We start from the raw sequence: 19234 nt of genomic DNA, 5'->3' as shown, positions 1-19234 counted from the left end.
TGGGCGTGCTGGCACGGGCATTGCAATGAATCGGATATAGGGCAGCCCTCAGTGCAGCCTTCACAACACACCGAGCAAGCTATGAATTCCTTTGCCAACAACACTGTCGTCCAATCCTTCCTGCTGCGCGAGAAGCGCAAGGTGTTCCTGTCTGTCGATGCTGCCGCTCTGAACGGCAGCGCGGTTACGCTCATCCCGGCAGTGCTGGCAGATGTGGGCCAGCTGGGCTTCACCCTGGACGGTGAGCTGTGCGCACTGCTGCGCAAGCTTGATGTCGCAGGCCTGAAGGCGTTCCATGGTCGCCTGGTGGCTATCCTCCGCGAGGCAGTCGGCGCGCAGGTGAAGTACCGCCCGCTCTTCAAGAACTTCCCGCATGACGTGCCGGACACGTTCGACTACTTCGTCCGTCGGTTCATGGGCTACGCCGAGTCGGCCCTGGGCCCGATTCTGGGTGGCCAGTACACGGCGCTCTCTTGCGGTCACCTGGTGAACCACCGGCTGTTCGACCTGGAGAAGTTCGGTGCGTGCCCGATTTGCCAGCATCAGGTGCCGGAAATCAACGTCGAGCAGACGAACGTCGTGCCGCTGGACGAGCTCACCCCGCTGAAGCTCCTCGGCCTGGCTACCGAAGAACACGTTTTCCAGGCGTTCGACAACGTCGTACGGTCGCGCACGTCCCTTTCCGAGTCGTACAAAGGCTTCGTGTCGGCGGTCATCGGGCTGCAGGCTGACGCCGTCGTACGCCGGTTGCCGGATGAAATGGCATTCAAGGAGACCGCGACCTTCGTGACCGCGGGCCTGCTGAAGCAGGGTGTGGAGCGTGCCCACCTGCTGCGCTTTCTGAAGACCCCGACGGACGTGCTCCGCCTGGCGGTCGCGCTGTGCGGGGGCGACGTGTCGCTCAAGGAAGTGACGCGCTTCAAGCTGAACAACGGTCAGCGCCAGTTCTTGATGGCAGCGTTCAATGCGCTCAAGCAAGCCGATGCGTACGTGCTCGAGGAGATGCTCGGCTACCGCGGCCGCTGGCTGCGCCTGGGTGAAGTGCTGCACGTCGGCCAGTTCAAGGCGCGGTTCCCGAAGGCATGGGCGTGCTTTGACGCCCTGCGCAATCGCGAGGACGACATCACGACTCACGCGTCGCGGGTGGAGAAGCTGCTCGTGCACTCGAACCTGTACAAGCAGGAGGCGCGCTTCGCCCTGCTCGAAACGCTGGCGCAGCGCCCGGGTGAGCTTGCTCGCAAGCTTGACGCGCTGCTCAGCCGCGGCCTGCCGTTCGAGGAGGTGCTTGGCGCACTCCGCGTGGAGTCCGTCAGCACGACCATCCTGTTGACGCTCCTGGCGCACTTCCGCCAGCGTGCGGCCAAGTCGGAGTTCCGGGCCTTCATGCCGAAGGGCTCCGTGGCCAAGATGTACATCGTCGATGGGGATGGACGCAAGCCGTTGGCCGCGGAGGCGCGCTTCGCCGTGCTGGACCTTGTCGACAAGGAGCTGCGTCGTCGCTTTGCTGAGCGCAAGGCGCTCGGGAAGGTTTTCGTGGACGAGGCTCTGGAAGCAGTGCTGGTGCCGTTTTCCCAGCGCAGCGCGTCGTCCGGCATGTCCCCGATGACCCGCGGCTCGCGTGTCGCACTGGAGTCGTCCAAGGGAATCGTGCGCCTGTTCATGCACTGGGCGGGCCCGCACATCGACGTCGACCTGTCCTGCGCGCTCTACGATGAGCACTGGAACAAGAAGGACCACCTGTCCTGGACCAACGTGCGGTCGTACGGCCGTAGCGCCCACTCCGGTGACCTGCGCTCCGGTTCCGGGCCGGAAGGGGCTTGCGAGTTCATTGACCTGGACCTGGCGGCGCTCAAGGTGCAAGGCGTGCGCTACGCCGCGGTTACGGTGTTCTCGTACACGGGGCAGAGCTTCGACACCTTCCCGTGCTTCGCCGGGTTCATGGAGCGTGAGGATGCCACCAAGGGTGCCAACTTCGAGCCGAAGACTGTGAAGCACAAGTTTTCCGTGAACGGAGCGATGGTCATCATGGTGCCGATGGTCGTTGACCTGGCGACCTGCCAGGTGGTGTGGGCGGACTTGTCCCTCAAGGGACGCAACATGTACAACACCGTGGAGTCGGCCGGCGGCCGGGCGGTGAAGCAGCTGAAGGCGGTCATCGCCATGCAGGACCAGCGGGTGAGCCTCAAGGAGCTCTTCGAACTCCATGGTCAGGCGCGCGGGGAGCTTGTCTCGACGCGCGAAGAGGCCGACCTGGTCCTGGACGAGCGCAAGCTCAATGAGCTCGACGAGGTCGTGGCGGACTGGCTGTAAACAAATGAGGGCGGCGTGGAAGCATGCCGCCCTCGAGCAAGAGAGAACTACCGTGCTAATCGAAGAAGTTTGGGAGCAGCTGCGGCGCTACGGCGAGGAGATGGACCTGACAGGCGCCTTGACCCTGCAGCAGCTCATCGACTCCCACCGGTCCTTACGCGCGGCCGCATCGCAGTCGAACGACGAGCGTCGCCAAGTGATTGGCGATGCGCGCAACCGTGCCATCGAAGCGGCCAAGCAGGAGGTCCTCCATGGCGAATACGTGAGCATGCAGCGGCTCAGCACCATGACGGTTGGCGAAATCGGTCGCCTTGTGCACGACTATCCAAGGTGAGCCTTAAACTATTTCAAGCAACAGGCTCAAAAGTATAAAAACTTCATGCTATAATGTTTGTGTGACTGCTATCTGATGGCCTTCCTTCTAAATTCTTTTGGTTGAAACTTAGGCCCCGGAATTCCAGTCGTATCTTCGACAGCCATGTGGCCGCCTTCCTTCTAACTCACACTTCGAAATTTAGGCGCTGCGATTTCTGTCACCCTACTACCGAAGGCCTGCTGCAGCGATGCGAGCAGGCTTTTTCGTGTCAGCCGCAGCTGTCGTTCTGCGAACTCCCGTGCCGCGGTCGACTCCGGGATGATTGGTACGTCGCCGACCCGTTCGGCTCCGTCACTCCGTCAAACGGTTTGCCAATGGACCATGGCTCTGGGCTCGCCGTTCACGGGAACGTGTTCGGGACGAACGGATTGGACTTTTAGGCCTGGCGCGAGGCGCTTCGCCCGATGCAGGGTGAGCGCGCGGCCCCCGCGGCCAAGGCCGGCCTATTCAAGCTTTGACGGCACGGTCGAGCTCCCGGGCCTGCGACCGTTTCCTATACCGGGTACAGGCCTCCCTTAAACTCCGGACCAATACCTTCGACCAATGAAATTCGGCACTACTCCAATCCCCGAGCAGCTCTTCGACCTCGCTCGAGAGCGCCTCCTCGGGAACGCGACATCTACACCAGATGAAGTGCGACAGCACCTGCTGAAGCACGGCGGCCTATGGCTCCAACGGACGAACCCCCTCCCCGCCAACCATGCCATCATCGCCAGTCGAGTGTTTGACGCAGTTCGCCGGGAATTGGTAGCCAAAGGCGAAATCAAGCAGTTCAAGCGCGGCTTGTGGGCAACTACCAAGTTCATGGACGCCGCCGAGTCATAGAGAACTCCTTTTTCGCACGCCCTTCGCGGACCTCTTGGTCTTCGAAGGGCGTTTCGCTTCTCGCGGGCCTAAACCAGTCTAATATAATGCTGGTGGCCTAAAACAATCTTTGCTAAAATCCGCGCCCCAAATTACTTAAAATAAGCGCCAATTCCGCGCCGACCGCCCAATGAACGACAAAGAGCTTATCAGGAGCCTCAACGCAATCGCCCAAGGTGCGTCGGCCCTTCGAGGGCCTGTCGGGCGAGAGATTTTCCGGCTCTTGGCTCGCAACGAGAGCACCCGGATGATGACGCTGGGCGCAGAGGCGGCCCGGCCGGGCAACGACGGTGCGCTCGAAGAGCTCGACGGGATGCTGAGCTCGTCGATGTTCCAGCCGCTTCGTGGAGGCGGGAACAACTACTCCAGCGGCTACGCGCTGGCCGCCCTGGCCACGGTCTTTGCGCGCCCGCGGGGCGTCACGCTCAATCGCTTGAGCGACCCGCGAGCCGTCGCAGCGGACCTGTCGAAGGCGTCGGGCATCTCGCCTGAGCGGCTTGACGTCTTGCCGGGGCACCTGAATGCCGCCAAAGCGTTTGGCTTGTCGCCCACCCTCGCCTTCCAGATTTGCGCGCAGCTGAAGGACGGCCACGTGCAGGAAGCGGAGCCCAATTGCTGGCGCGAAATCGACGAGACGCCTTTTTACGACGAGACGATGCTGCTGGTGCGAGTCAAGGACGGCACGCCTGAAGACCTGGAGAAGCTGCAGGCAAGTCCCCTCAGCTTCGCTGCGGAGTACTCTGACGGTGTGGCCAGCCGGCCGCCGTTGTCTGTTACCCACTCGTGCCTGATGGTTGGCAGCCCCTGGCCCGTGTTGCGCAGCGTCTATCACATCAAGCAGGCGCACACCCTCTCGGTCGCGATGAAGCGCGTGGCGGACGCGACGTACACCGACGAGTCCGAGCTGAGCGCCTACGTCGCGGTGCTAACCGACCGGGCTTCTGGCAAGACCTCTACTCGAGCTGCCATCCACCACCCTTCGCGTGGACTGGTTGCTGGCATCTCTGAGCAGGATATCGACGAGCCCGAGCAGTATGTACTCGTTGCCAACAAGCTTCTGGGGCGCACAGCGGTCCGGCTCTGCGGTGATGCCTTCGCTGCCGACACCATCGATACCGACGGCCCGTACTCGTTCCTGGTGCCCGGCCAAGGCTGGCAGCGCGCGGCCATCACCAACACTGGGCGGGCCGTCTAGCGCCGAAACCCGGTGCAGCAGGCTCCCCGGCGATGACACACTTGCAACGTTCGCACCAACAGGAGTCCGCCCTGCCCCCTCCGCTCGAGATTGCCGCCACGATGCGTCGACTTCTCGTCCAGACGCTCGATATGACGCTGAAGCATCAGCGCACCGATGGCGTCTGCGCGCTCGGGAGCATTTTGCTGCTGGACGCCTTTCACAAGTTCACACCGCACCGCAGTGTCATCCGCGGCGGTGGTGGCGACAACGATGGCGTTCGAGACGTCTCCGGCAACTGGCGAGGACACTACTGGGTCGAGCTGGAAATCGCCGGCGAGCCGACCGTGGCGGACATCACAGCTGACCAGTTCGGCTGGCCAGAAATCATCATCGAGCCTCTCACGTCGCTGCGGGACCGATACCGGGCTGGCGACCAGGCCGAACTGAACCGGCATATCGAATCGGTCCGAGCGTGGCTTGCAGCGGACGAAGGCGACGAGCAGGCCCTGCGGAGCGGTTCTCCTGACCTCGGAGCGGCAGCGCGGCTGCGAAACTCGCGAATATAAGTCAAGCCCCTGTCCGCGGTCGTGAGACTTGCGCAACGCACCCGGAATTGAGCTTCGCTTTATATCGCTCCTTCCGTACCATTCCCCGAATCGCGCCAGCGAGCGGGCGCAGCAAGACGGAGTCGAGGATGAGCAAAGGCATTGAGCGTTTCGAACGATTTTGGCGAGAGCTGGACATGTCACCAAAGTCCTTGTATGTCCACCCCAAGGACGAGCCCCATCTCGAGCCTACAAAGCATCCGCAGTTCCAGCTCCAGGTCCTGCCGATTCCCGTGCTGGGGAACCTGCGGACGGCGGAGGCCGTCATCCTGACGCTTAACGCAGGCTATGGCGACAACGATGAAGCTTGGCGCAAGGCTTGGCCGAAAGAACACGAGGCGATGACTGCAGCACAGAGCGCCAATATCCAGCAGCAGCACACGCCAGGCGGCTATCCGTTTTACGACTTCAATCCGGCCTTTCGCACGCACCCTGGGGTCGCCTATTGGAAGGGTGGCGCAGAGCTGGCAGTAAAGCAGCGGCAGATGGCCAAGCTTCGTGGTGTGGCCACTGAGCTCGGGCAAAACTGGAAGGTACCACTGGAGGAGGTGCACCGAGTACTTGCTCACAAGGTCGCCGTGCTCGAGTGGTGCCCCTACCGGTCGAAGGATTTCACCGCGACGCCAAGCCTGAAGAGGTTGCCAAGCGTGCAGGAGGCGCTGGAGCTCGCCCGCAATCTGGTGCTCGAAAACGAGAAGCTGGTCATCGTGACCCGGCACATCGACGCCTGGGGTTACCAGGGCTCGGCCGATAGCGGAGAGAACCTCGTGGTGTACGACAAGGCCCAGGGGACCTCTGCTTCGTTGACCATGAACAGCGCCGGCGGAAGAGCGCTTCTCCAGAGACTGTTGCGGGCGGGCCCCAAGCTCTAGCTTGCCTCGCGTCGCACGAAGCGTGAAGTTTGTCCGCGAAGGGTGGTGAGGAACCGACGTTTCGGGAACAGCTCCCTCGCTTTGCCTCCGTTTTGCCGGTACAACCGCGGGCGAGGAGAAGAACGAATGAAAACTATCGCAGCGCTGGCGCTGCTCCTGTGCGGAGCCGTGCATGGCCAAACCGTCTATCGATGCGGCAACACCTTTAGCCAGGTGCCCTGCGGCGAGGGACAAACGTCGGTCTACTCGAAGGCCAATGGCGTGAACTCGAACAGCGGCTACGCAGACATCCTGGCCAACCTGGATGAGACCAAGCGCAAGCTTGCCACCAAGATTCCTGACACCAATCCGCCCACGCCGGAGCTGCTGGCTGCCAACAAGGCGAAGTGCAGCGCGGCCGCGCGCGACATGCTCAAGGACCCAGACAGCGCCCGCATGACGGAGACGCAGCGGTTTGGCCCCGCCTACGACTATCACGCCGGCAAGACCCATCCAGGCGTTTCGTATGGGCTCGAAATCAACGCCAAGAACAGCTACGGCGGATACACCGGCAAGAAGCAGTGGTCGTGCGTATTCAGCCCCGACGAGGCGCAGCTGGTGCGTGTGTACCAGGTCACCTCCTGAGCCCGCCCCTTCCCTTAGTTCGAGCCCCTGCCGCCGGGTGCAGCCCTGCGCAGGCAAACCCCTTGTGAAAGACCGACCTGCACATGAATTGCACTGACTGCGGAACCCTCAACCCGGGCTACGCGAACTTTTGCGCTGGCTGCGGAAAACCCGTTCCGGCAACCACACGTGGCCCGCAAGAGCGTTCCCTGGATTTTGGCAAAGCCGCCGAGGCGCCTGCGGCGCCGAGCGCGCAGGCCCGCGACAACGACGCGGAGTTGTACGGCCTGGCCATTGGCCACAAGAATCGGGACTACTACCTGCGCCGTTTCGAGGCCTTCGACCGTGCGGGCACAACCTCGGTCGGTTGGCACTGGCCGGCCTTCTTCTGTACGTTCTGGTGGCTGCTGTACCGCAAGATGTGGGGCAAGGCGGCACTCTACTTCTTCCTGCCGTACCTCTTGGCCATTGCGCTCGGCGGGCTTGCCGCGGTTTCGCCGACTGCGGGAGGCCTGGGCTACGTCGTGTACCTCCTTGGAATCTTCATCGTGCCGCCGCTCATCTCAAATGGTGGCTACTACCGACACTGCCAGCGCCTCGTCGCGAAGGCACGGGCCACGAGCAGCAATCCGCAGGCCCAGGTCGTGCTGGTCGCAAGCAAGGGTGGCACGAGCAACATCGCGCTCATCCTCGCCGTGGTGATGGGCGTGGTGGCCGGTATTGGCATCCTGGCCGCGATTGCCTTGCCGGCATACCAGGACTACACGACGCGCGCCAAGGCGACGAGTGCCTTGATGTACGGCAAAACGGTAGCGGCAGAGGTCGGGTCCTTCTACGAAGCACAGGGGCGGCTGCCAGGCAGCCTGGCCGAGGTGCTCTCCGACACGCGCCCGCCATATGGGCTTAAGGACGTGCAGCTGAACACGTCCAACGGTGTCCTGCAGTTCGTCCTTGCGTCAGGCCCCGCGAATGGGCGCACCTTCCAGCTCATCCCGTCGGCGGACGCCGCTGGCCGGGTGACCTGGGTCTGCAAGCCTGTGGACATGAGGCCGAGCTTGCTACCCAGTGAGTGTCGCCGCTGACCCCGCAGGTCGGGAGAGCGCCGCAGGTGTTCAGGTTGCCGGAACTGCGCAAGCGGTGGCGTCTGGCCTGACTTCGACCAGGTCCTCGAAGCGTAGCGACTTGGGCGCTGATTCGGCGATGTTCAAATCGGGAAACGCGAAGGAGTAGTCAACTTCGCCCTGCTGCCATTTGCCGTCCCTGAAGGCGTACTTCAGCACCCAATGTTGGTCGACGTTGCTGCTCAGCTTGTTTGGAACTGTCAGGGCTTTGACGGCCTGCTCGGAGTTGTCAATGTCCGTCGCCTCAAAGTATCTGACATCCATGTATGCCACGTACGGGGATACTAAGGAGTCGGTCCTTTTCACGTCGAAGCTTAGCGATTTCGGGATGAACTTGTTGCGAACCCACTTCCCCGTTGGCGCTTGCCAAACACGTTCTGCTGAACCTCCCAGCACTGCCTGGCACGGTCGCAGAATTTCTTGAAACAGGCCCAGCGGGTCCGAAAGCGGACGCGACGCCACGGGCGCGATGGGCGGCGCTTCCGCTTTCCGGTCACATCCGGCGAGCACTACCGCAAGGCCGAGGGTCGACAGGCTGGCTAAGACCCCGAGGCGCGTAAGGAGCTGACTTGTGTGCATAGGAGCTGATAACGAAAGCGATGGACGAAAGAAGGGCCGGAAAAGTCTCCGGCCCTTTTGAATAGTGGTTGTGCAATCAGCTCCGCAGGTACGCGACGTCCTTGCGCTGATGGAGCTTGCGTGCCTCTTCCACAGTCAGGCCCACAAACTCCGCTTCGGTGAAGGTGAGCTCGTCGGGGTAGAACTGGAAAAGGGAAACTTCCTCGCCAGTCGACAGCTTCGCCGAAACCTTCGGCATGGGGTCGAACATGCCCTCGGGCATCGCACGAGGCATGGCGCTGATGGAGGCGGAAAGGATGGTTGAAGTGGTCACAAATGGCCTTTCGTTGTTGGGTGCAATTCGTGTAGCCAGGCCCCAGGCTCCCCGACCGTCTGCTGCTATCCCAGCCTGATTGTCGCAAACAATCGGCCGATGCCCGGGACGTACGACAGCGGCGAGCGCTGGCGGACGGCTGCCACTAAGGTGCTTCGGTGCGACGCTTGCCCTCTGGCTCGTTCACTGCCACAGTTCGGTCCATTGCGACGGAGGGACTATGGCGGAACCTTGGCTACCGAAGGAAGAGTACATCGCCCTGCGCAAGGAAGTCGAAGGGTGCATGGCCGAACTCGCGCTTACGGAGAGGGCCTGCGTCCTGGGCGTCGTAGCCATCTTTGCGTGGCTTGCAAGCGCAGAGTACCGGTTCGGCTTTGGAGCGCTGGTTTGGATAACGCCCTTCCTTGTCGTAGCCTACGGCATCTGGAAGTCGCACGCCATCTACTCCCATCTCAAGCTGCTTGGCGGCTATCTTCGTCTCCTCGAACTGGAGGCCTATCCCATGGATAGCGCGAAGATTGCCGAGGCGCCAGCCAAGCCAACAGCCAAGCCGTCAGCCGAGGAGCTTCAGCATGGACGATGGGAGTCCTATTTCGAGCGACTAGGCAAAGGCAGGCGCACTCGCGTCACCTTCATCGCTTGGGGCGTGTTCGCTCTCGCTACGATTCTTGCGAGCGGGCTCGGCCTCTGGCGCGACTGGGGTCGTTGCTCGGGCGTCATGCTCATTGAATGCCCCACGCCGAGACCGCCCGCCCAGCCGGCACCGCCCCGCTGAAATCGCAGGGGCGGTTCCCTCCCGTGCCCGCCCTGCTGATTTCGCCAGACCTTCGGGTCTGGCGTTTTTCTTTTACTCGGCCCTGGGAAACTTGCCCGGCGCTCGGCTTAGGCCTGCGAGAGGAAGGCCCCTGAGGTTGAACTCAGAGGCCTTGAAAAATCAAACGTTCACGCTATGCGTCGACGCTGATGAGCCGACAGGTGACCTGGAGCTCGACGTCGCCGGCGAATTTGTCATCCCAGCCGTCGTACTGCGCACCGACCGCACGGAACTCGGCGTCCGAGACATCGACCTGGCGGTCAAAGGCCTCGACCAGGTAGTCCTCGAGCGGGGACGGGAAAACCAATGTTTGCAAGGGCACGACCGCGATGAAGGTCACGAGCACGTCCTTGTCCACAAAGGGGCGCCACAGCTCCTCGCGCAGCGGCCAGGCCGCGGACACGGGCATCGGCGAGTTCTCGTCGTATGCGCACAGCTCAACCGGCTCCGGCACCTTCTGCTCGGTCGGCTCGACCACCGCGCGGGTGATGGCAGCGAAGCCGTCCTTCCCGCGCAAGTCCGGAACGTAGTCCTCAGGGACTTCGAACACAGCAAGCATCTCCACGAAGCGGAAGTCGTTGACCAGGAAGGCCTCCGCGTTCCGCGCGCGGGCTTGCATGCTCGCGAGGGTTTCGCCCTCGGGCATGTTGAAGACCTCGAAGGTCCGAGCGGTCGCGTCCAGGTTCGGATTGCCCGCGTAGCGCCTCAGCACCAGCAGCGGCTTGTCCTGTTGAAGGCGCGACCTCAGAGGAGGCGGGGGCGTGTAAGCATAGGCCTCCACCTCTTCCGTGACGGTGCGGCGCACGATTTCCAGGGTGGCTGCCTCGAGTTCGCCGTGGCCCGGGCTGTCGTACGTCGCGTTGTACGACGGCGTGTCGGACTGGAGCACTCGGTGAAGCTTTCGCGCGGTTGGCTGCTCGTAGACCGGGAGCTCCGAATCCATTTGGCCGCAGGCCAGGAAATGGGCGACGGGCTCCGATGCGTATGCCCCCTTCTTGTCCTCAACGTAGTAGCGCACCAGCTGGCCGGTGGTCTTGTCGCGGAGGGCGAAGCGGGAGATGGTTTGTGCAGATTTCATGGTTTAGTGTTTTGAGTTGACCTCCTTCGTATAGGCCCCGGCCCCGACGCTGCCGATACAGCCTGGCCCAGCCTCAGCGTCGTCGGGCACAATTGAACCTCGTTGCTTACAAAATGAAATATCTATGCGCGCCCTCATCGCACCTTTCGTTCTTCTACTTGCTGGCGTTGCGGGCGCAGCCGACAACTCCGCCAGCATCCTTCAAATGTCCGAGAGCGAGCTGGCCGCCGAGACCAAAGCCGGCGTCGACGCTTTCAACAAGGACCTTCCGAGTCGAGTAAACGCGACAACCATCTTGCAAAGCGTCTCGTACACCTCCTTCAACAAGGTGTACATGTATCGCTACGAGACCACGTTTCCGATGGACGAGAAGGCCCAGCGCGCTGCGCTTGTGAAACAGCAGTGCGCATCGCCTAACCTTTCTGCTTTCATGAAGCGGGGCATCACGCTTCGGAGCCTTTACTTCGGTCCGGACCGGAAAATGACAGACATCGAAGTGCGGGCCGCTGACTGCGCCAAGTAACCTCCGCCAAGGCGGCCGAGCGTTGAGCTCCCTCGCCCGGAAAGTGTGCCGACGATGACGAGTGCAACCTTCGACTTCAGTGCTGACCTTCCCTTCCTAGACGCCTACAACGCGCGCCTTGCGCCGGGGTCTGAGTACCGGCTGCGCTCGGAGGTGGCTCCGCTGCTGTACGAGGGGCGCCTGGGCGCTCCGGTCACTTGGCTGCTTTCGAACCCAAGCTATGTGACCACCCCTGGCTACGGGTTCAACCACCCTCCCCCCGTGGTGGACGGCTGGCCTCTGCAGAGCTTGGCACCAGCGTACCGCAACGGGTATGGCCAATGGACCTGGCAGCGCCTGCGCGAGCTCCGGGAGGCTCTGGGGCCCGAGCTTGTGAGCAACAACGTGCTGGCGCTGCAGCTGTGCCCGTGGGCCTCGGAGAACTTCGACCCGAAACTGAAGCTCCCGTCGAGGGCCTACACGCGAGAGCTCGCCTTGCACCAGCTCGCCGCGGGCAGCCATTTCGTACTTGTTCGCAGCGTGGCGGCTTGGTTCGAACTGGTACCGGAGCTCGCCGGCGCCAAGCTCGCGCGCACCGCGAGTCAGCGGTCCGCGCACCTCTCCAAAGGGAACCTAAAGAGTTACTGGGAGGGCGTCCTGCGGGCCGTCCGGGGGTGCTGAGCCCACCTGAGGCCAGGGCCAAATTCCGGCCTAAAGGTTCGGGTTAGGGTTAGCCCGTAAAATCGACCGCGCAGTCCCCGCGGCCTTCAGTCCGCATCGCGCATCGACCTTGCGCCGGCGGCCCTCCTCCATCAGTAGCCCATGAGCGACCTTGCCGCCCGCGACCGGTCAAGCGGTCCTGCTTCCAAGCCATCATCAGCTCGGTCGTCCGTGTCCGGCTACGCCCGCACATCGAGCAAGAGACTACGTGAAGCCGACGAGCTGGCTGTCGTCAAGGAAGGTGAGCGCGTTGCATGGGGCGTATCGCAGCAACTGCGCGAGCGCACAGCTGCACTGGGGCTCACCCGCGTGAGCGTGAGTAGAAGCTGTCTGTGAGCGAGCGGAGGCACGGTCCATGATGCACGTGGCGAGTATCGGTTCCTGCGTGCATTTAAGGGCGAGGCCTTGCCGGACCCGTCAGAACTGATGCTCTTGGCGGCCGCACTGCAGTGCTCCGTTCGAGACTTGTTGGACGGCGTCGACCCCGCCCGAATCGAGGTGCTGCGCCAGGTTCGGGCCTTGAAGCGCGTAGCTCGGATTGCAGAAGAGTTTCCCGACCGGCGGGCCCGCCTAGCGAGCGGGGGGCGTGGCACGGGTACGAACGAGCACGACTTCCGGACCTCGTCAGTAAATTCGTCCCGCCCGCGAACCCGCCCACTTTGGGCGGTCTGCTTCTCGCCTGGGGCATTTGCAGGGCGGGACGCGGGCGGGAACCGCACGGCACTCAGGTCACGACGTGCGCGCCAGGCCGGTTACCCAGGATTTCGGGCGCCTAGTGGGATTTCTTCGCCGGCCCCTTGCGCCGGCGCTTCTTCGGGGTGAACTCCGGCACGACGGCGATGCCGCGTGACCGAAGCGCGCCGTTGGCCCAAGCGAGGTCCTCATCAGTTGCGACGGCTTTCATGCCGGTGCGCGTGAAGTACTCGACGGGCACGTCGATGACCTCGGCCCAATGCGTTATCCCATGGCGGCCGTTCTCTTTAACGGTCGCCAGGACGACCTCGTCGAGTTCGAAGAAGTGCTTGAACAGCTCGTCGGGCGTCATTCGTTCCGCGCGGACGAACATGGCGGCCGCGCGGTCGATGCGCTTGACGCGATGGGCCCTACGCAATCCGTCGCACGTCCCCTTCGTGCAGAGGTGCTTCAGCGCGTCCATGGTGATGCCTACTATTGGCCAAGTGTGCTTGCCGACCGCCGCTGCCTCAAACGCGCGCTGCTTGTTTGACGCCGGGAGGTCACGTACCTCGAATAGCACTTCATAAAGCCGATAAAGGTCAGCCTGAGCTTGCTTGCTCAAACTTTCGTGCCAAGGAATTGTTGCCATGCCTGCACTCTAACTCGGCTGGCGGCAGCCAGAGCGGTTCCGCTTGAGGGCCGAACCCTGCTGCGTGCCGTAGTGCTCGCCTGGCCTATTCGCTTGTGCTTTTCGTCGGCAGGTACGGGCTCAGGCCGCGCCGCCGCCGTCCACCGCGCGGGTGCGCCAAGCGCCGTACAGCGCTGCAGCGCCTGAGGCGGACGTGCCCACCATCTGCCACCACGAGTTATAGGCCCAGGCGTTGTACATCCACAGCGCTGCGACCAGCACCATCACAAGGCGAAGGCCGACGCCGCGCAGATAGAACATTGCCCATGTGCCCAGCAGCGAGCCGGCTGCGGTTGCCAGCGAGGTCCAGCCCTTCCAGGTCAGCGCGCTGGCGACAACGGTAACGGCGACAAAGCTGAGGCATGCAAATAGCCGCGTCCTCGCGCTGCGGGTCTGCACGGCTTCTGCGGAAGCTTGGCGGCCGACCGAGACCGCGCTCAGTGCGGCCGCCGTGTGAGCCCCCAGCAGGAGGTTGTTCACCGCCCAGATGGCAGACGCGATGCCCGTTGACTTGCGAAGAAACTTGTCGCTGGTGCCGACCAGGCTGAGAACAGTCAGCACAAGTGCGACCAAGCCGGTGGCGTTGATGAGGTAAGTGGCGTTCATAGAAAAAGGGGCCTGAGGGTCCGGCCCCGAGAGTGCAGGTAGTGTAGCGGACGCGCTAGGGATTACCCTAAAGGGAAGATATAGCCTTGAGGGATGCGTGACAGAGTTCCTCCTCCTGAGTCGCGGTTCTCCGTAGACTCAACCTCGAAAAGCCCAGAAGCCGTCGACCACCCTAAACAACTATTTCTATGAAACTTGCACTCGTACTCGTCCTTAGCCTGCTCGCCTTGCCGGCAGTGGCCCAGACCCGCTCTTACCAACAAATCGGCGACACGACCTATGGCCCCAACGGCCAGACGTGGCAGCGAATCGGCGACACAACTTATGGGCCGCGGGGGCAGACCTATCAGCAGATAGGCGATACGACGTACGGGCCCAATGGCCAGACGTACCAGCAGATTGGAGACACTACCTACGGGCCGAACGGGCAGACCTGGCAGCAGATTGGTGACACCACCTATGGCCCCAACGGTCGGACGTGCCAACAAATTGGCGACCAAACTTACTGCAACTAGAGAGCTGGCGGGGGAACGGGCTGCGCTAACCCTTCGGCACATTAAGCGTGATGTCCTTCGTCGAGCCGCCCTCAACCTGCACAATGCCGTCCACCCGGACCTCGACATTTTTTTCATCAGTGCCTACAAGCCCGACCTTGTAAGTACCAGGTGCGACGCTCGGGAACACCACGCTTGAGTCGACACCAGTGCGCTTTTCGGTGTGGTCCCCTACGGTGACGACAACCTCGCGTCCCTTTAGACGGTCCGGCGCGCCCGAGAAATTAACCTTTAGGGTTGCGGGGGAGGCGGCTACTGCTGCCTTCCCTGCTGCGGTGATGAGGCTTTGGGTAGCGGTCGTCTGACTAGTAGTGAGCGCTTTCAGCTGGTCGACGGCCTTCACCAGCTCACTACTCCATTTCGACGTTTCGGACTCCATGACCGCGCGCGAGTTTGCCACCATAGTCTTGAGCAGAGTGAGCGCCTTAACCTGCTGGTCGGGGGAGGCCTCGCCTTCCTTGTCCTCCCAGCCAATCCTGCATAGTTGCCAGTCGAATTGGGCAGCGAGCATCTGTGAGTTCAGCTTCATGGCGGCCTCCGTATACCGCACCCACGTACCCGTAAACATCAGGACTTGGTTCGCAGCCAGAAGGAAGGCCGCTAAAGCCGCAAGTGCCAAGGCGAATTGAGCCGGATTGGCGAACTTCAGGCCGAGGAAGCTCGGGGCCCAGTTTTGGTCGGTGAAAGCAAGAAAGGCTGCAAAGCCCAGCAATGCGGTCGACCCAATTAGCGTGACCCGCGAGAGCAAGTAGTAAGCGCGCTTCCTCGGGATGTACCAGTCATGGTCCTTTTGCAGAACCCCCATGACATCACTGTACAACTCGTAGAGGTGCTCCCTTTTAACCGGTTTTCCCTGTTCCGGGAAACGCAAGGTGACTTCGTTCGTTTTTGCCAAGCCGTTCATTCGAGCCTCCAGTCAGGTCGACGGGCGAAGGCGCGCAAGCTTTGACCAGTCCCGGCCATTTTCGACATGCGCTTCCGCGGGACCCGTTTGTTGGAGTTGTCGATTTCAGCGTCCAGGGCGCAGTGTCGATAAGCCGAATAGGCTTGTCAAGGTTCTAGCTCGATGGAGGCCAGCAGCGGCGTTGTCGAAGGCCCGAGCCATGCGGCGAACCGGCGCGACCGGATGTCCGAGCGGCAATGCGTTGGCCAGGAAGACCGCAGCCGTGCTGCCGACAGCCAGGAAGGCGTCGCAAGCCACGGCGGCATCGCGCGCCGCTGACAGCAGGTGCGCATCCAGCGCCTTCCGGCCATACCTTGGCGGCGAGCGCGGTGCGAGCATCATCGCGGTGAACCTGGAGCCCATCGAGCTCGACGAGGTCGCAACGATTGTTCTCCATGGAGCTGCCGAGCTCTTGCTGTCGGAACTGTTGGCCCAGCTCCGTACGCTTTCGGCGTGTCAGCCTGGCCCTCTAGGCGACGCGGCGCTGCCCCGGCTCAGCTCCCGTGTCATGGGCGGCGAGAAGCTCCAACTCTTTGTACAGAATGCCGAACTTCATCTTCGTCTTGATAAGGCTGATGAGTTCATTGTTCCTTGGGCAGGCGACCACGAAGCGGCCATTGAATCCTTCGAGCAGCACGGGGACATACGCGGTGTCAAAGGTGTGCTCGCCGCCGCAGCCGCACTTAAAGCTGTCTCCGTTGAATGTTGCCATATTTCGTCGCACGGGCATTACCCTTCCGCAGGTGCGCTCAAACGTTTGCCGGTCGACTAGTTTCACCATGGGATTCGTTTTCAGGTCAGTTTAGGAAAAAGGGGGGCCGCAGCCGGATAGGCTGCACGCCTCGAAGATTGGGCTAGACCCGGTTGGCCATCAAAACGACGGCCTCTCCGACGACTTTGCCGCCGACGTCGATGCGACGGTTTGGAGTCAAAAATCCGTCCGAGGTCACCTGGTAGCCGGTGGCGTAGACCGAATGCTTGATGTTGCCGCCAATGGCGAGCACCAGGTCCGGGCCGACCGCGACCACGATGTCCGAGTGGCAAGGGGTCTCAGGGTTCTTGGTCGCAGCCTGGAACTGCTGGAAGCTGAACGGCGTGTTGCGCCAGCTGCCGATGATGTCGCCCACCTGGGGCTTGGCCTTGTCGAGGGCAACGCCCCAGAAGGGGGCCGCGGTGTCGCCGCTGGCAGCCTTCCGGATGGAATCCCACATGTACTTCGAGTGCCCGATAGATTCAGGGAAGGCCTTGTACCCCGGAACGGACTTCGCGGCGTTTCGCACCATCAGGGAGATGGCCACGGCGGACCAGGGCATGCCCTGGTCCTTGCCCGTCAAATTCTTGTTGAACGCCTTCCACATCTTGCCCACCATGGTGCTGAACGGCTCGACGTTCTCCTTGCCTTCGCCTTTCCTGAAGAGCAGCCACTGCTCCGCGGCCGTCGCGGCCAGGGCTTCGCGCGCCGGCGACGCGGGGTCCCTCAAGGTAGGCTGTTTGGCCGTGGTCCAGGAGATTCGGGCGTCCGCCAGGCCTTCGACGCAGAAGCCCTCGACGTCCTTGCCGTCAACCTGAGTCTTGACCCGATGCCAGCCTGGCTGACCGCCGTCCAGCAGCTCGACCGACTGGCCGAGCGAGAGCTGGCCGATGGGCTCGTTCCCCTCGGTGCTGGGCGCACTGCGAAGGTTCACGGTTTGGACATTCACAAACTTCTGCATCGAACGCTCCTCCAGCCTTGCCAACAATGGCGCCCAAGTGGACCAGAAACGTTAACTTTTGGCTACACCAATTTGAGGAGGGAGCGCCGCATGCGACCAATTTCCGTTCGTGGGTGCATTGCCATCGTCGGCTCGGACGTCATCTACTAAATGCAACCCGGCGGGCCATCCGTTTTAGGTGGGGACATTTCCCGCCGCAGCTTGTTACACCCTGAAGAACTCACTCGCCGGCGCCTAGCCGGCTTTCTCTTTAGGACATCATGTGATGGAGATGAAAACATGCGGCTGCTGCAAAGTGTGCAAGCCAAAAACTGATTTCTCGGTGAAGAACCGCCAAACCGGGCTGCTGCAGTCCAAGTGCAAGGAATGCACGCGCAGCTACTCGAAGAGCCGCTACGCCGGCAACAAGCAGGACTACGTCGACCGCTCCGCTGTTCGCAAGAAGGTCGTCCGCGCCAGCTTTGTCGCCCAGCGGGACGCCTACCTGGCAGGCTGCACCTGTTCCAAGTGCGGAGGAACTTCACAGCTCCAGCTTGTTGGCAAGGGAAGCGGCAAGTCGGTGCACGAAGTCATTGGCGGGGCTCTCAGCCAGGAGGAGTTCGAGCTGGCGCTGCGCGACAGCTTCGTGCGATGCCTGCCGTGCAACGGCTTGGAGTTTGGGGCGGAGCAAGGCGCAGTCGGCGGCATCATAAAGGCAAACCGACTTCAGCTGGAAGCGCTCATCTCGCTGGAAGAGGTCGCGGAGGCCTGACCCACGCGGCGCGATTAGGTCCGGAGCGTCCCGCCGCCGCCTGGCCGTGCCAAGGGGCGGCGTCGCCGACGTCGCTACACGGAGTAGGTCAACTTTTTTACGAGGTAACTCTCTCCATGAAAACTGTCAACGCTGCCATCGTCCCCAACAGCTGGGCAAGCTACGAACTGAGCGGTCGCCGCTCGATGTTCGATGGTGCTGCCCTCACGGGAATGCTGAAGCGCAACGAGCGTCGGAAGTCCCGCCACGCTTTGAACGCCGAACTCGCAAGTCGTAGCTTGGACGACATCCGTGAGGACTTCCAGCTCCTGAAGATGCCTGCCCCCAAGGCGCGCACGTTCCTCGAGCTGAAAATTCCGCAGTTCCTGCTGGAAAACGTCCCTGCTCCGACCCGGTTCAAGGAGGTCACCGTCGTTCGCAAGCGCGTCTCCCAACGCCGCCCGTCCGTCGAAACCCTCCGAATTCCGGCCGGCTGGTAACCTGGCCATTGCAGGCAACTGCAAGACGCCCAAGTCGAACTTCTGTTCTGCTTCGAAACCACACCCTCACCGGTGTGGTTTTTCTTTGGACGCCTGAACTTAGCCCCAGCCAGCTAAGGCTCCTTCGGCCCCAGTCACTTCCGAGCCCTGCGTCAACGTCGACCCGGGTGTCTTTGGTGTTTTAGGGCGCGGGGGAGCCAAGCGCTACACACGAGAGGACCACTACATCAAAGGCCATCCATGCCAAAGCAAACCCAATCTACCCTCTCCAAGGTCAAATCCCTCGTGGAAAAATATGTCACGGGGCGCCATCCGGACCTGGCCGTGGTCGAAGCCGACTTCGAGCACCGCTTCCATCCCAAGGCGGTGATGTTCTACAGCGACGACCCGAACCCTGATTTCCAGGGGTTCACCAAGAAGCCCGTCTTCGAGACGAACCTCTTGTTCGGCGAAATGGACGATGACCGCAAGTATCGAATCGAGCGCCGGGACGGCCTGACGTTCTACACGCGCTACGAGACTGGTAGCGGTATGGGGGTTTGCAACGTCTCAGGCCAAGCGCTTGAATGCAAGGAGGGCTCGCCCGCAGAGCGTGCGTTCCTGGAGCTTGCCCTGGCGGATGCGGTCAACGCCGCAGCAGAGCCCCTGCAATGCATCCTGAGCGATGCGCGCGAGGCCGGCCTGGCACTCAGCCCAAGAGCGTCGAAAGCGTTGCGAGCCAGCATTTTTCCGCCTGCCACCAAGTAGGACAGCCTGGCGCAACGTTCGCGCGCCTCCTCAGGAACATTGGTTCTCCAGGGCGCCCCCTACACCTCCTTCCAGCCGCCCACCCGGGCGGCTTTTTCTTGGTCGTGTGCGGCGCGCTGCCGATAGAGACATCGCGGTCCTATAC

Annotated in this window: 25 protein-coding genes; 17 read left to right on the top strand and 8 right to left on the bottom strand. The window is 62.2% G+C overall.

Annotated elements, in window-relative coordinates:
• The first annotated feature begins 81 nt into the window (after window positions 1-81).
• From WDLP6_RS29520 to WDLP6_RS29485, 8 genes are all read left to right on the top strand, one after another.
• Window positions 82-2310, top strand: a complete 2229-nt coding sequence (locus WDLP6_RS29520; protein ID WP_162570873.1) for an RING finger family 4 domain-containing protein — start codon at window positions 82-84, stop codon at window positions 2308-2310.
• Window positions 2311-2362: 52 nt separating this feature from the next.
• The gene (locus WDLP6_RS29515) at window positions 2363-2644 is read left to right on the top strand and encodes a hypothetical protein (protein WP_162570872.1); all 282 of its coding nucleotides are present in this window, start codon (window positions 2363-2365) and stop codon (window positions 2642-2644) included.
• Window positions 2645-3229: 585 nt separating this feature from the next.
• Complete coding sequence (locus tag WDLP6_RS29510; protein WP_162570871.1) at window positions 3230-3511, top strand: hypothetical protein; 282 nt, start codon at window positions 3230-3232, stop codon at window positions 3509-3511.
• A gap of 169 nt (window positions 3512-3680) precedes the next feature.
• The gene (locus WDLP6_RS29505; protein WP_162570870.1) at window positions 3681-4745 is read left to right on the top strand and encodes a hypothetical protein; all 1065 of its coding nucleotides are present in this window, start codon (window positions 3681-3683) and stop codon (window positions 4743-4745) included.
• A gap of 41 nt (window positions 4746-4786) precedes the next feature.
• A complete protein-coding gene (locus WDLP6_RS29500) occupies window positions 4787-5293 on the top strand; it encodes a hypothetical protein (RefSeq protein ID WP_162570869.1) in 507 nt (168 codons plus the stop codon).
• Between the two features lie 128 nt (window positions 5294-5421).
• Window positions 5422-6204, top strand: coding sequence for a hypothetical protein (locus tag WDLP6_RS29495; protein ID WP_162570868.1), 783 nt, complete (start codon window positions 5422-5424; stop codon window positions 6202-6204).
• Window positions 6205-6330: 126 nt separating this feature from the next.
• Window positions 6331-6828, top strand: coding sequence for a hypothetical protein (locus WDLP6_RS29490; protein ID WP_162570867.1), 498 nt, complete (start codon window positions 6331-6333; stop codon window positions 6826-6828).
• Window positions 6829-6911: 83 nt separating this feature from the next.
• Window positions 6912-7889, top strand: a complete 978-nt coding sequence (locus WDLP6_RS29485) for a DUF2628 domain-containing protein (protein ID WP_162570866.1) — start codon at window positions 6912-6914, stop codon at window positions 7887-7889.
• A gap of 30 nt (window positions 7890-7919) precedes the next feature.
• Here the strand turns inward: WDLP6_RS29485 and WDLP6_RS29480 are convergent, their stop codons facing one another.
• Both WDLP6_RS29480 and WDLP6_RS29475 read right to left on the bottom strand, forming a co-directional pair.
• Window positions 7920-8192, bottom strand: a complete 273-nt coding sequence (locus tag WDLP6_RS29480) for a hypothetical protein (RefSeq protein WP_162570865.1) — start codon at window positions 8190-8192, stop codon at window positions 7920-7922.
• Between the two features lie 391 nt (window positions 8193-8583).
• Window positions 8584-8820, bottom strand: a complete 237-nt coding sequence (locus tag WDLP6_RS29475) for a hypothetical protein (RefSeq protein WP_162570864.1) — start codon at window positions 8818-8820, stop codon at window positions 8584-8586.
• Window positions 8821-9040: 220 nt separating this feature from the next.
• On the opposite strand from WDLP6_RS29475, the gene WDLP6_RS29470 reads away from it, so the two are divergent.
• The gene (locus tag WDLP6_RS29470) at window positions 9041-9595 is read left to right on the top strand and encodes a hypothetical protein (RefSeq protein WP_162570863.1); all 555 of its coding nucleotides are present in this window, start codon (window positions 9041-9043) and stop codon (window positions 9593-9595) included.
• Window positions 9596-9767: 172 nt separating this feature from the next.
• Here the strand turns inward: WDLP6_RS29470 and WDLP6_RS29465 are convergent, their stop codons facing one another.
• Complete coding sequence (locus WDLP6_RS29465) at window positions 9768-10712, bottom strand: hypothetical protein (RefSeq protein ID WP_162570862.1); 945 nt, start codon at window positions 10710-10712, stop codon at window positions 9768-9770.
• Between the two features lie 124 nt (window positions 10713-10836).
• Between WDLP6_RS29465 and WDLP6_RS29460 the strand changes: the two genes are divergently transcribed.
• The 3 genes from WDLP6_RS29460 to WDLP6_RS29450 all read left to right on the top strand — a co-directional run bounded on the left by WDLP6_RS29460 (window position 10837) and on the right by WDLP6_RS29450 (window position 12270).
• Window positions 10837-11235 (top strand): hypothetical protein, encoded by a 399-nt coding sequence (locus WDLP6_RS29460; protein ID WP_162570861.1) that lies wholly within the window; start codon window positions 10837-10839, stop codon window positions 11233-11235.
• A 54-nt stretch (window positions 11236-11289) separates the two neighbouring features.
• Entirely contained in the window at window positions 11290-11895 is a 606-nt protein-coding gene (locus WDLP6_RS29455; protein ID WP_162570860.1) for a hypothetical protein, read from the top strand.
• A gap of 210 nt (window positions 11896-12105) precedes the next feature.
• Window positions 12106-12270: a hypothetical protein gene (locus WDLP6_RS29450; protein WP_162595289.1), complete on the top strand. Its 165-nt coding sequence runs from the start codon at window positions 12106-12108 to the stop codon at window positions 12268-12270.
• Window positions 12271-12706: 436 nt separating this feature from the next.
• On the opposite strand, the gene WDLP6_RS29445 is transcribed toward WDLP6_RS29450, so the two are convergent.
• The gene (locus WDLP6_RS29445; RefSeq protein WP_162570858.1) at window positions 12707-13090 is read right to left on the bottom strand and encodes a hypothetical protein; all 384 of its coding nucleotides are present in this window, start codon (window positions 13088-13090) and stop codon (window positions 12707-12709) included.
• Between the two features lie 288 nt (window positions 13091-13378).
• On the bottom strand, window positions 13379-13903 hold the full coding sequence (locus tag WDLP6_RS29440; RefSeq protein ID WP_162570857.1) for a YgjV family protein: 525 nt from the start codon (window positions 13901-13903) through the stop codon (window positions 13379-13381).
• Window positions 13904-14091: 188 nt separating this feature from the next.
• On the opposite strand from WDLP6_RS29440, the gene WDLP6_RS29435 reads away from it, so the two are divergent.
• The gene (locus WDLP6_RS29435) at window positions 14092-14418 is read left to right on the top strand and encodes a hypothetical protein (RefSeq protein ID WP_162570856.1); all 327 of its coding nucleotides are present in this window, start codon (window positions 14092-14094) and stop codon (window positions 14416-14418) included.
• Window positions 14419-14443: 25 nt separating this feature from the next.
• Here the strand turns inward: WDLP6_RS29435 and WDLP6_RS29430 are convergent, their stop codons facing one another.
• Window positions 14444-15361 (bottom strand): SLATT domain-containing protein, encoded by a 918-nt coding sequence (locus WDLP6_RS29430; protein WP_162570855.1) that lies wholly within the window; start codon window positions 15359-15361, stop codon window positions 14444-14446.
• A 162-nt stretch (window positions 15362-15523) separates the two neighbouring features.
• Between WDLP6_RS29430 and WDLP6_RS29425 the strand changes: the two genes are divergently transcribed.
• Window positions 15524-15679: a hypothetical protein gene (locus WDLP6_RS29425; protein ID WP_162570854.1), complete on the top strand. Its 156-nt coding sequence runs from the start codon at window positions 15524-15526 to the stop codon at window positions 15677-15679.
• A 190-nt stretch (window positions 15680-15869) separates the two neighbouring features.
• On the opposite strand, the gene WDLP6_RS29420 is transcribed toward WDLP6_RS29425, so the two are convergent.
• Together WDLP6_RS29420 and WDLP6_RS29415 are read right to left on the bottom strand one after the other, a co-directional pair.
• On the bottom strand, window positions 15870-16181 hold the full coding sequence (locus WDLP6_RS29420) for a hypothetical protein (protein WP_162570853.1): 312 nt from the start codon (window positions 16179-16181) through the stop codon (window positions 15870-15872).
• 73 nt (window positions 16182-16254) lie between these two features.
• A complete protein-coding gene (locus tag WDLP6_RS29415) occupies window positions 16255-17112 on the bottom strand; it encodes an SH3 domain-containing protein (RefSeq protein ID WP_162570852.1) in 858 nt (285 codons plus the stop codon).
• A 265-nt stretch (window positions 17113-17377) separates the two neighbouring features.
• Here WDLP6_RS29415 and WDLP6_RS29410 point away from each other — a divergent pair, with 265 nt between their 5' ends.
• The 3 genes from WDLP6_RS29410 (at window position 17378) to WDLP6_RS29400 (ending at window position 19089) form a co-directional block, all read left to right on the top strand.
• Window positions 17378-17863, top strand: coding sequence for a hypothetical protein (locus WDLP6_RS29410; RefSeq protein ID WP_162570851.1), 486 nt, complete (start codon window positions 17378-17380; stop codon window positions 17861-17863).
• Between the two features lie 116 nt (window positions 17864-17979).
• Window positions 17980-18342, top strand: a complete 363-nt coding sequence (locus WDLP6_RS29405; RefSeq protein ID WP_162570850.1) for a hypothetical protein — start codon at window positions 17980-17982, stop codon at window positions 18340-18342.
• 240 nt (window positions 18343-18582) lie between these two features.
• Window positions 18583-19089: a hypothetical protein gene (locus WDLP6_RS29400; protein WP_102905942.1), complete on the top strand. Its 507-nt coding sequence runs from the start codon at window positions 18583-18585 to the stop codon at window positions 19087-19089.
• Window positions 19090-19234 lie beyond the last annotated feature (145 nt).

Origin of the sequence: Variovorax sp. PBL-E5, from assembly GCF_901827185.1 — a bacterium.
Taxonomy (GTDB): Bacteria; Pseudomonadota; Gammaproteobacteria; order Burkholderiales; family Burkholderiaceae_C; genus Variovorax.
The sequence above is the reverse complement of the archived record's forward strand: the minus strand, read 5'-3'. Positions and strand labels throughout refer to the sequence as shown.

What these genes read in the sequence shown, in the direction of transcription:
- WDLP6_RS29440 (WP_162570857.1), bottom strand. Translation starts at nt 13,903, where the DNA reads ATGAACGCCACTTACCTCATCAACGCCACCGGCTTGGTCGCACTTGTG.
- WDLP6_RS29480 (WP_162570865.1), bottom strand. Translation starts at nt 8,192, where the DNA reads ATGGATGTCAGATACTTTGAGGCGACGGACATTGACAACTCCGAGCAG.
- WDLP6_RS29470 (WP_162570863.1), top strand. Translation starts at nt 9,041, where the DNA reads ATGGCGGAACCTTGGCTACCGAAGGAAGAGTACATCGCCCTGCGCAAG.
- WDLP6_RS29430 (WP_162570855.1), bottom strand. Translation starts at nt 15,361, where the DNA reads ATGAACGGCTTGGCAAAAACGAACGAAGTCACCTTGCGTTTCCCGGAA.
- WDLP6_RS29520 (WP_162570873.1), top strand. Translation starts at nt 82, where the DNA reads ATGAATTCCTTTGCCAACAACACTGTCGTCCAATCCTTCCTGCTGCGC.
- WDLP6_RS29510 (WP_162570871.1), top strand. Translation starts at nt 3,230, where the DNA reads ATGAAATTCGGCACTACTCCAATCCCCGAGCAGCTCTTCGACCTCGCT.
- WDLP6_RS29455 (WP_162570860.1), top strand. Translation starts at nt 11,290, where the DNA reads ATGACGAGTGCAACCTTCGACTTCAGTGCTGACCTTCCCTTCCTAGAC.
- WDLP6_RS29415 (WP_162570852.1), bottom strand. Translation starts at nt 17,112, where the DNA reads ATGCAGAAGTTTGTGAATGTCCAAACCGTGAACCTTCGCAGTGCGCCC.
- WDLP6_RS29445 (WP_162570858.1), bottom strand. Translation starts at nt 13,090, where the DNA reads ATGGACGCGCTGAAGCACCTCTGCACGAAGGGGACGTGCGACGGATTG.
- WDLP6_RS29505 (WP_162570870.1), top strand. Translation starts at nt 3,681, where the DNA reads ATGAACGACAAAGAGCTTATCAGGAGCCTCAACGCAATCGCCCAAGGT.
- WDLP6_RS29465 (WP_162570862.1), bottom strand. Translation starts at nt 10,712, where the DNA reads ATGAAATCTGCACAAACCATCTCCCGCTTCGCCCTCCGCGACAAGACC.
- WDLP6_RS29435 (WP_162570856.1), top strand. Translation starts at nt 14,092, where the DNA reads ATGAAACTTGCACTCGTACTCGTCCTTAGCCTGCTCGCCTTGCCGGCA.
- WDLP6_RS29410 (WP_162570851.1), top strand. Translation starts at nt 17,378, where the DNA reads ATGGAGATGAAAACATGCGGCTGCTGCAAAGTGTGCAAGCCAAAAACT.
- WDLP6_RS29485 (WP_162570866.1), top strand. Translation starts at nt 6,912, where the DNA reads ATGAATTGCACTGACTGCGGAACCCTCAACCCGGGCTACGCGAACTTT.
- WDLP6_RS29460 (WP_162570861.1), top strand. Translation starts at nt 10,837, where the DNA reads ATGCGCGCCCTCATCGCACCTTTCGTTCTTCTACTTGCTGGCGTTGCG.
- WDLP6_RS29495 (WP_162570868.1), top strand. Translation starts at nt 5,422, where the DNA reads ATGAGCAAAGGCATTGAGCGTTTCGAACGATTTTGGCGAGAGCTGGAC.
- WDLP6_RS29405 (WP_162570850.1), top strand. Translation starts at nt 17,980, where the DNA reads ATGAAAACTGTCAACGCTGCCATCGTCCCCAACAGCTGGGCAAGCTAC.
- WDLP6_RS29420 (WP_162570853.1), bottom strand. Translation starts at nt 16,181, where the DNA reads ATGGTGAAACTAGTCGACCGGCAAACGTTTGAGCGCACCTGCGGAAGG.
- WDLP6_RS29400 (WP_102905942.1), top strand. Translation starts at nt 18,583, where the DNA reads ATGCCAAAGCAAACCCAATCTACCCTCTCCAAGGTCAAATCCCTCGTG.
- WDLP6_RS29425 (WP_162570854.1), top strand. Translation starts at nt 15,524, where the DNA reads ATGGAGGCCAGCAGCGGCGTTGTCGAAGGCCCGAGCCATGCGGCGAAC.
- WDLP6_RS29490 (WP_162570867.1), top strand. Translation starts at nt 6,331, where the DNA reads ATGAAAACTATCGCAGCGCTGGCGCTGCTCCTGTGCGGAGCCGTGCAT.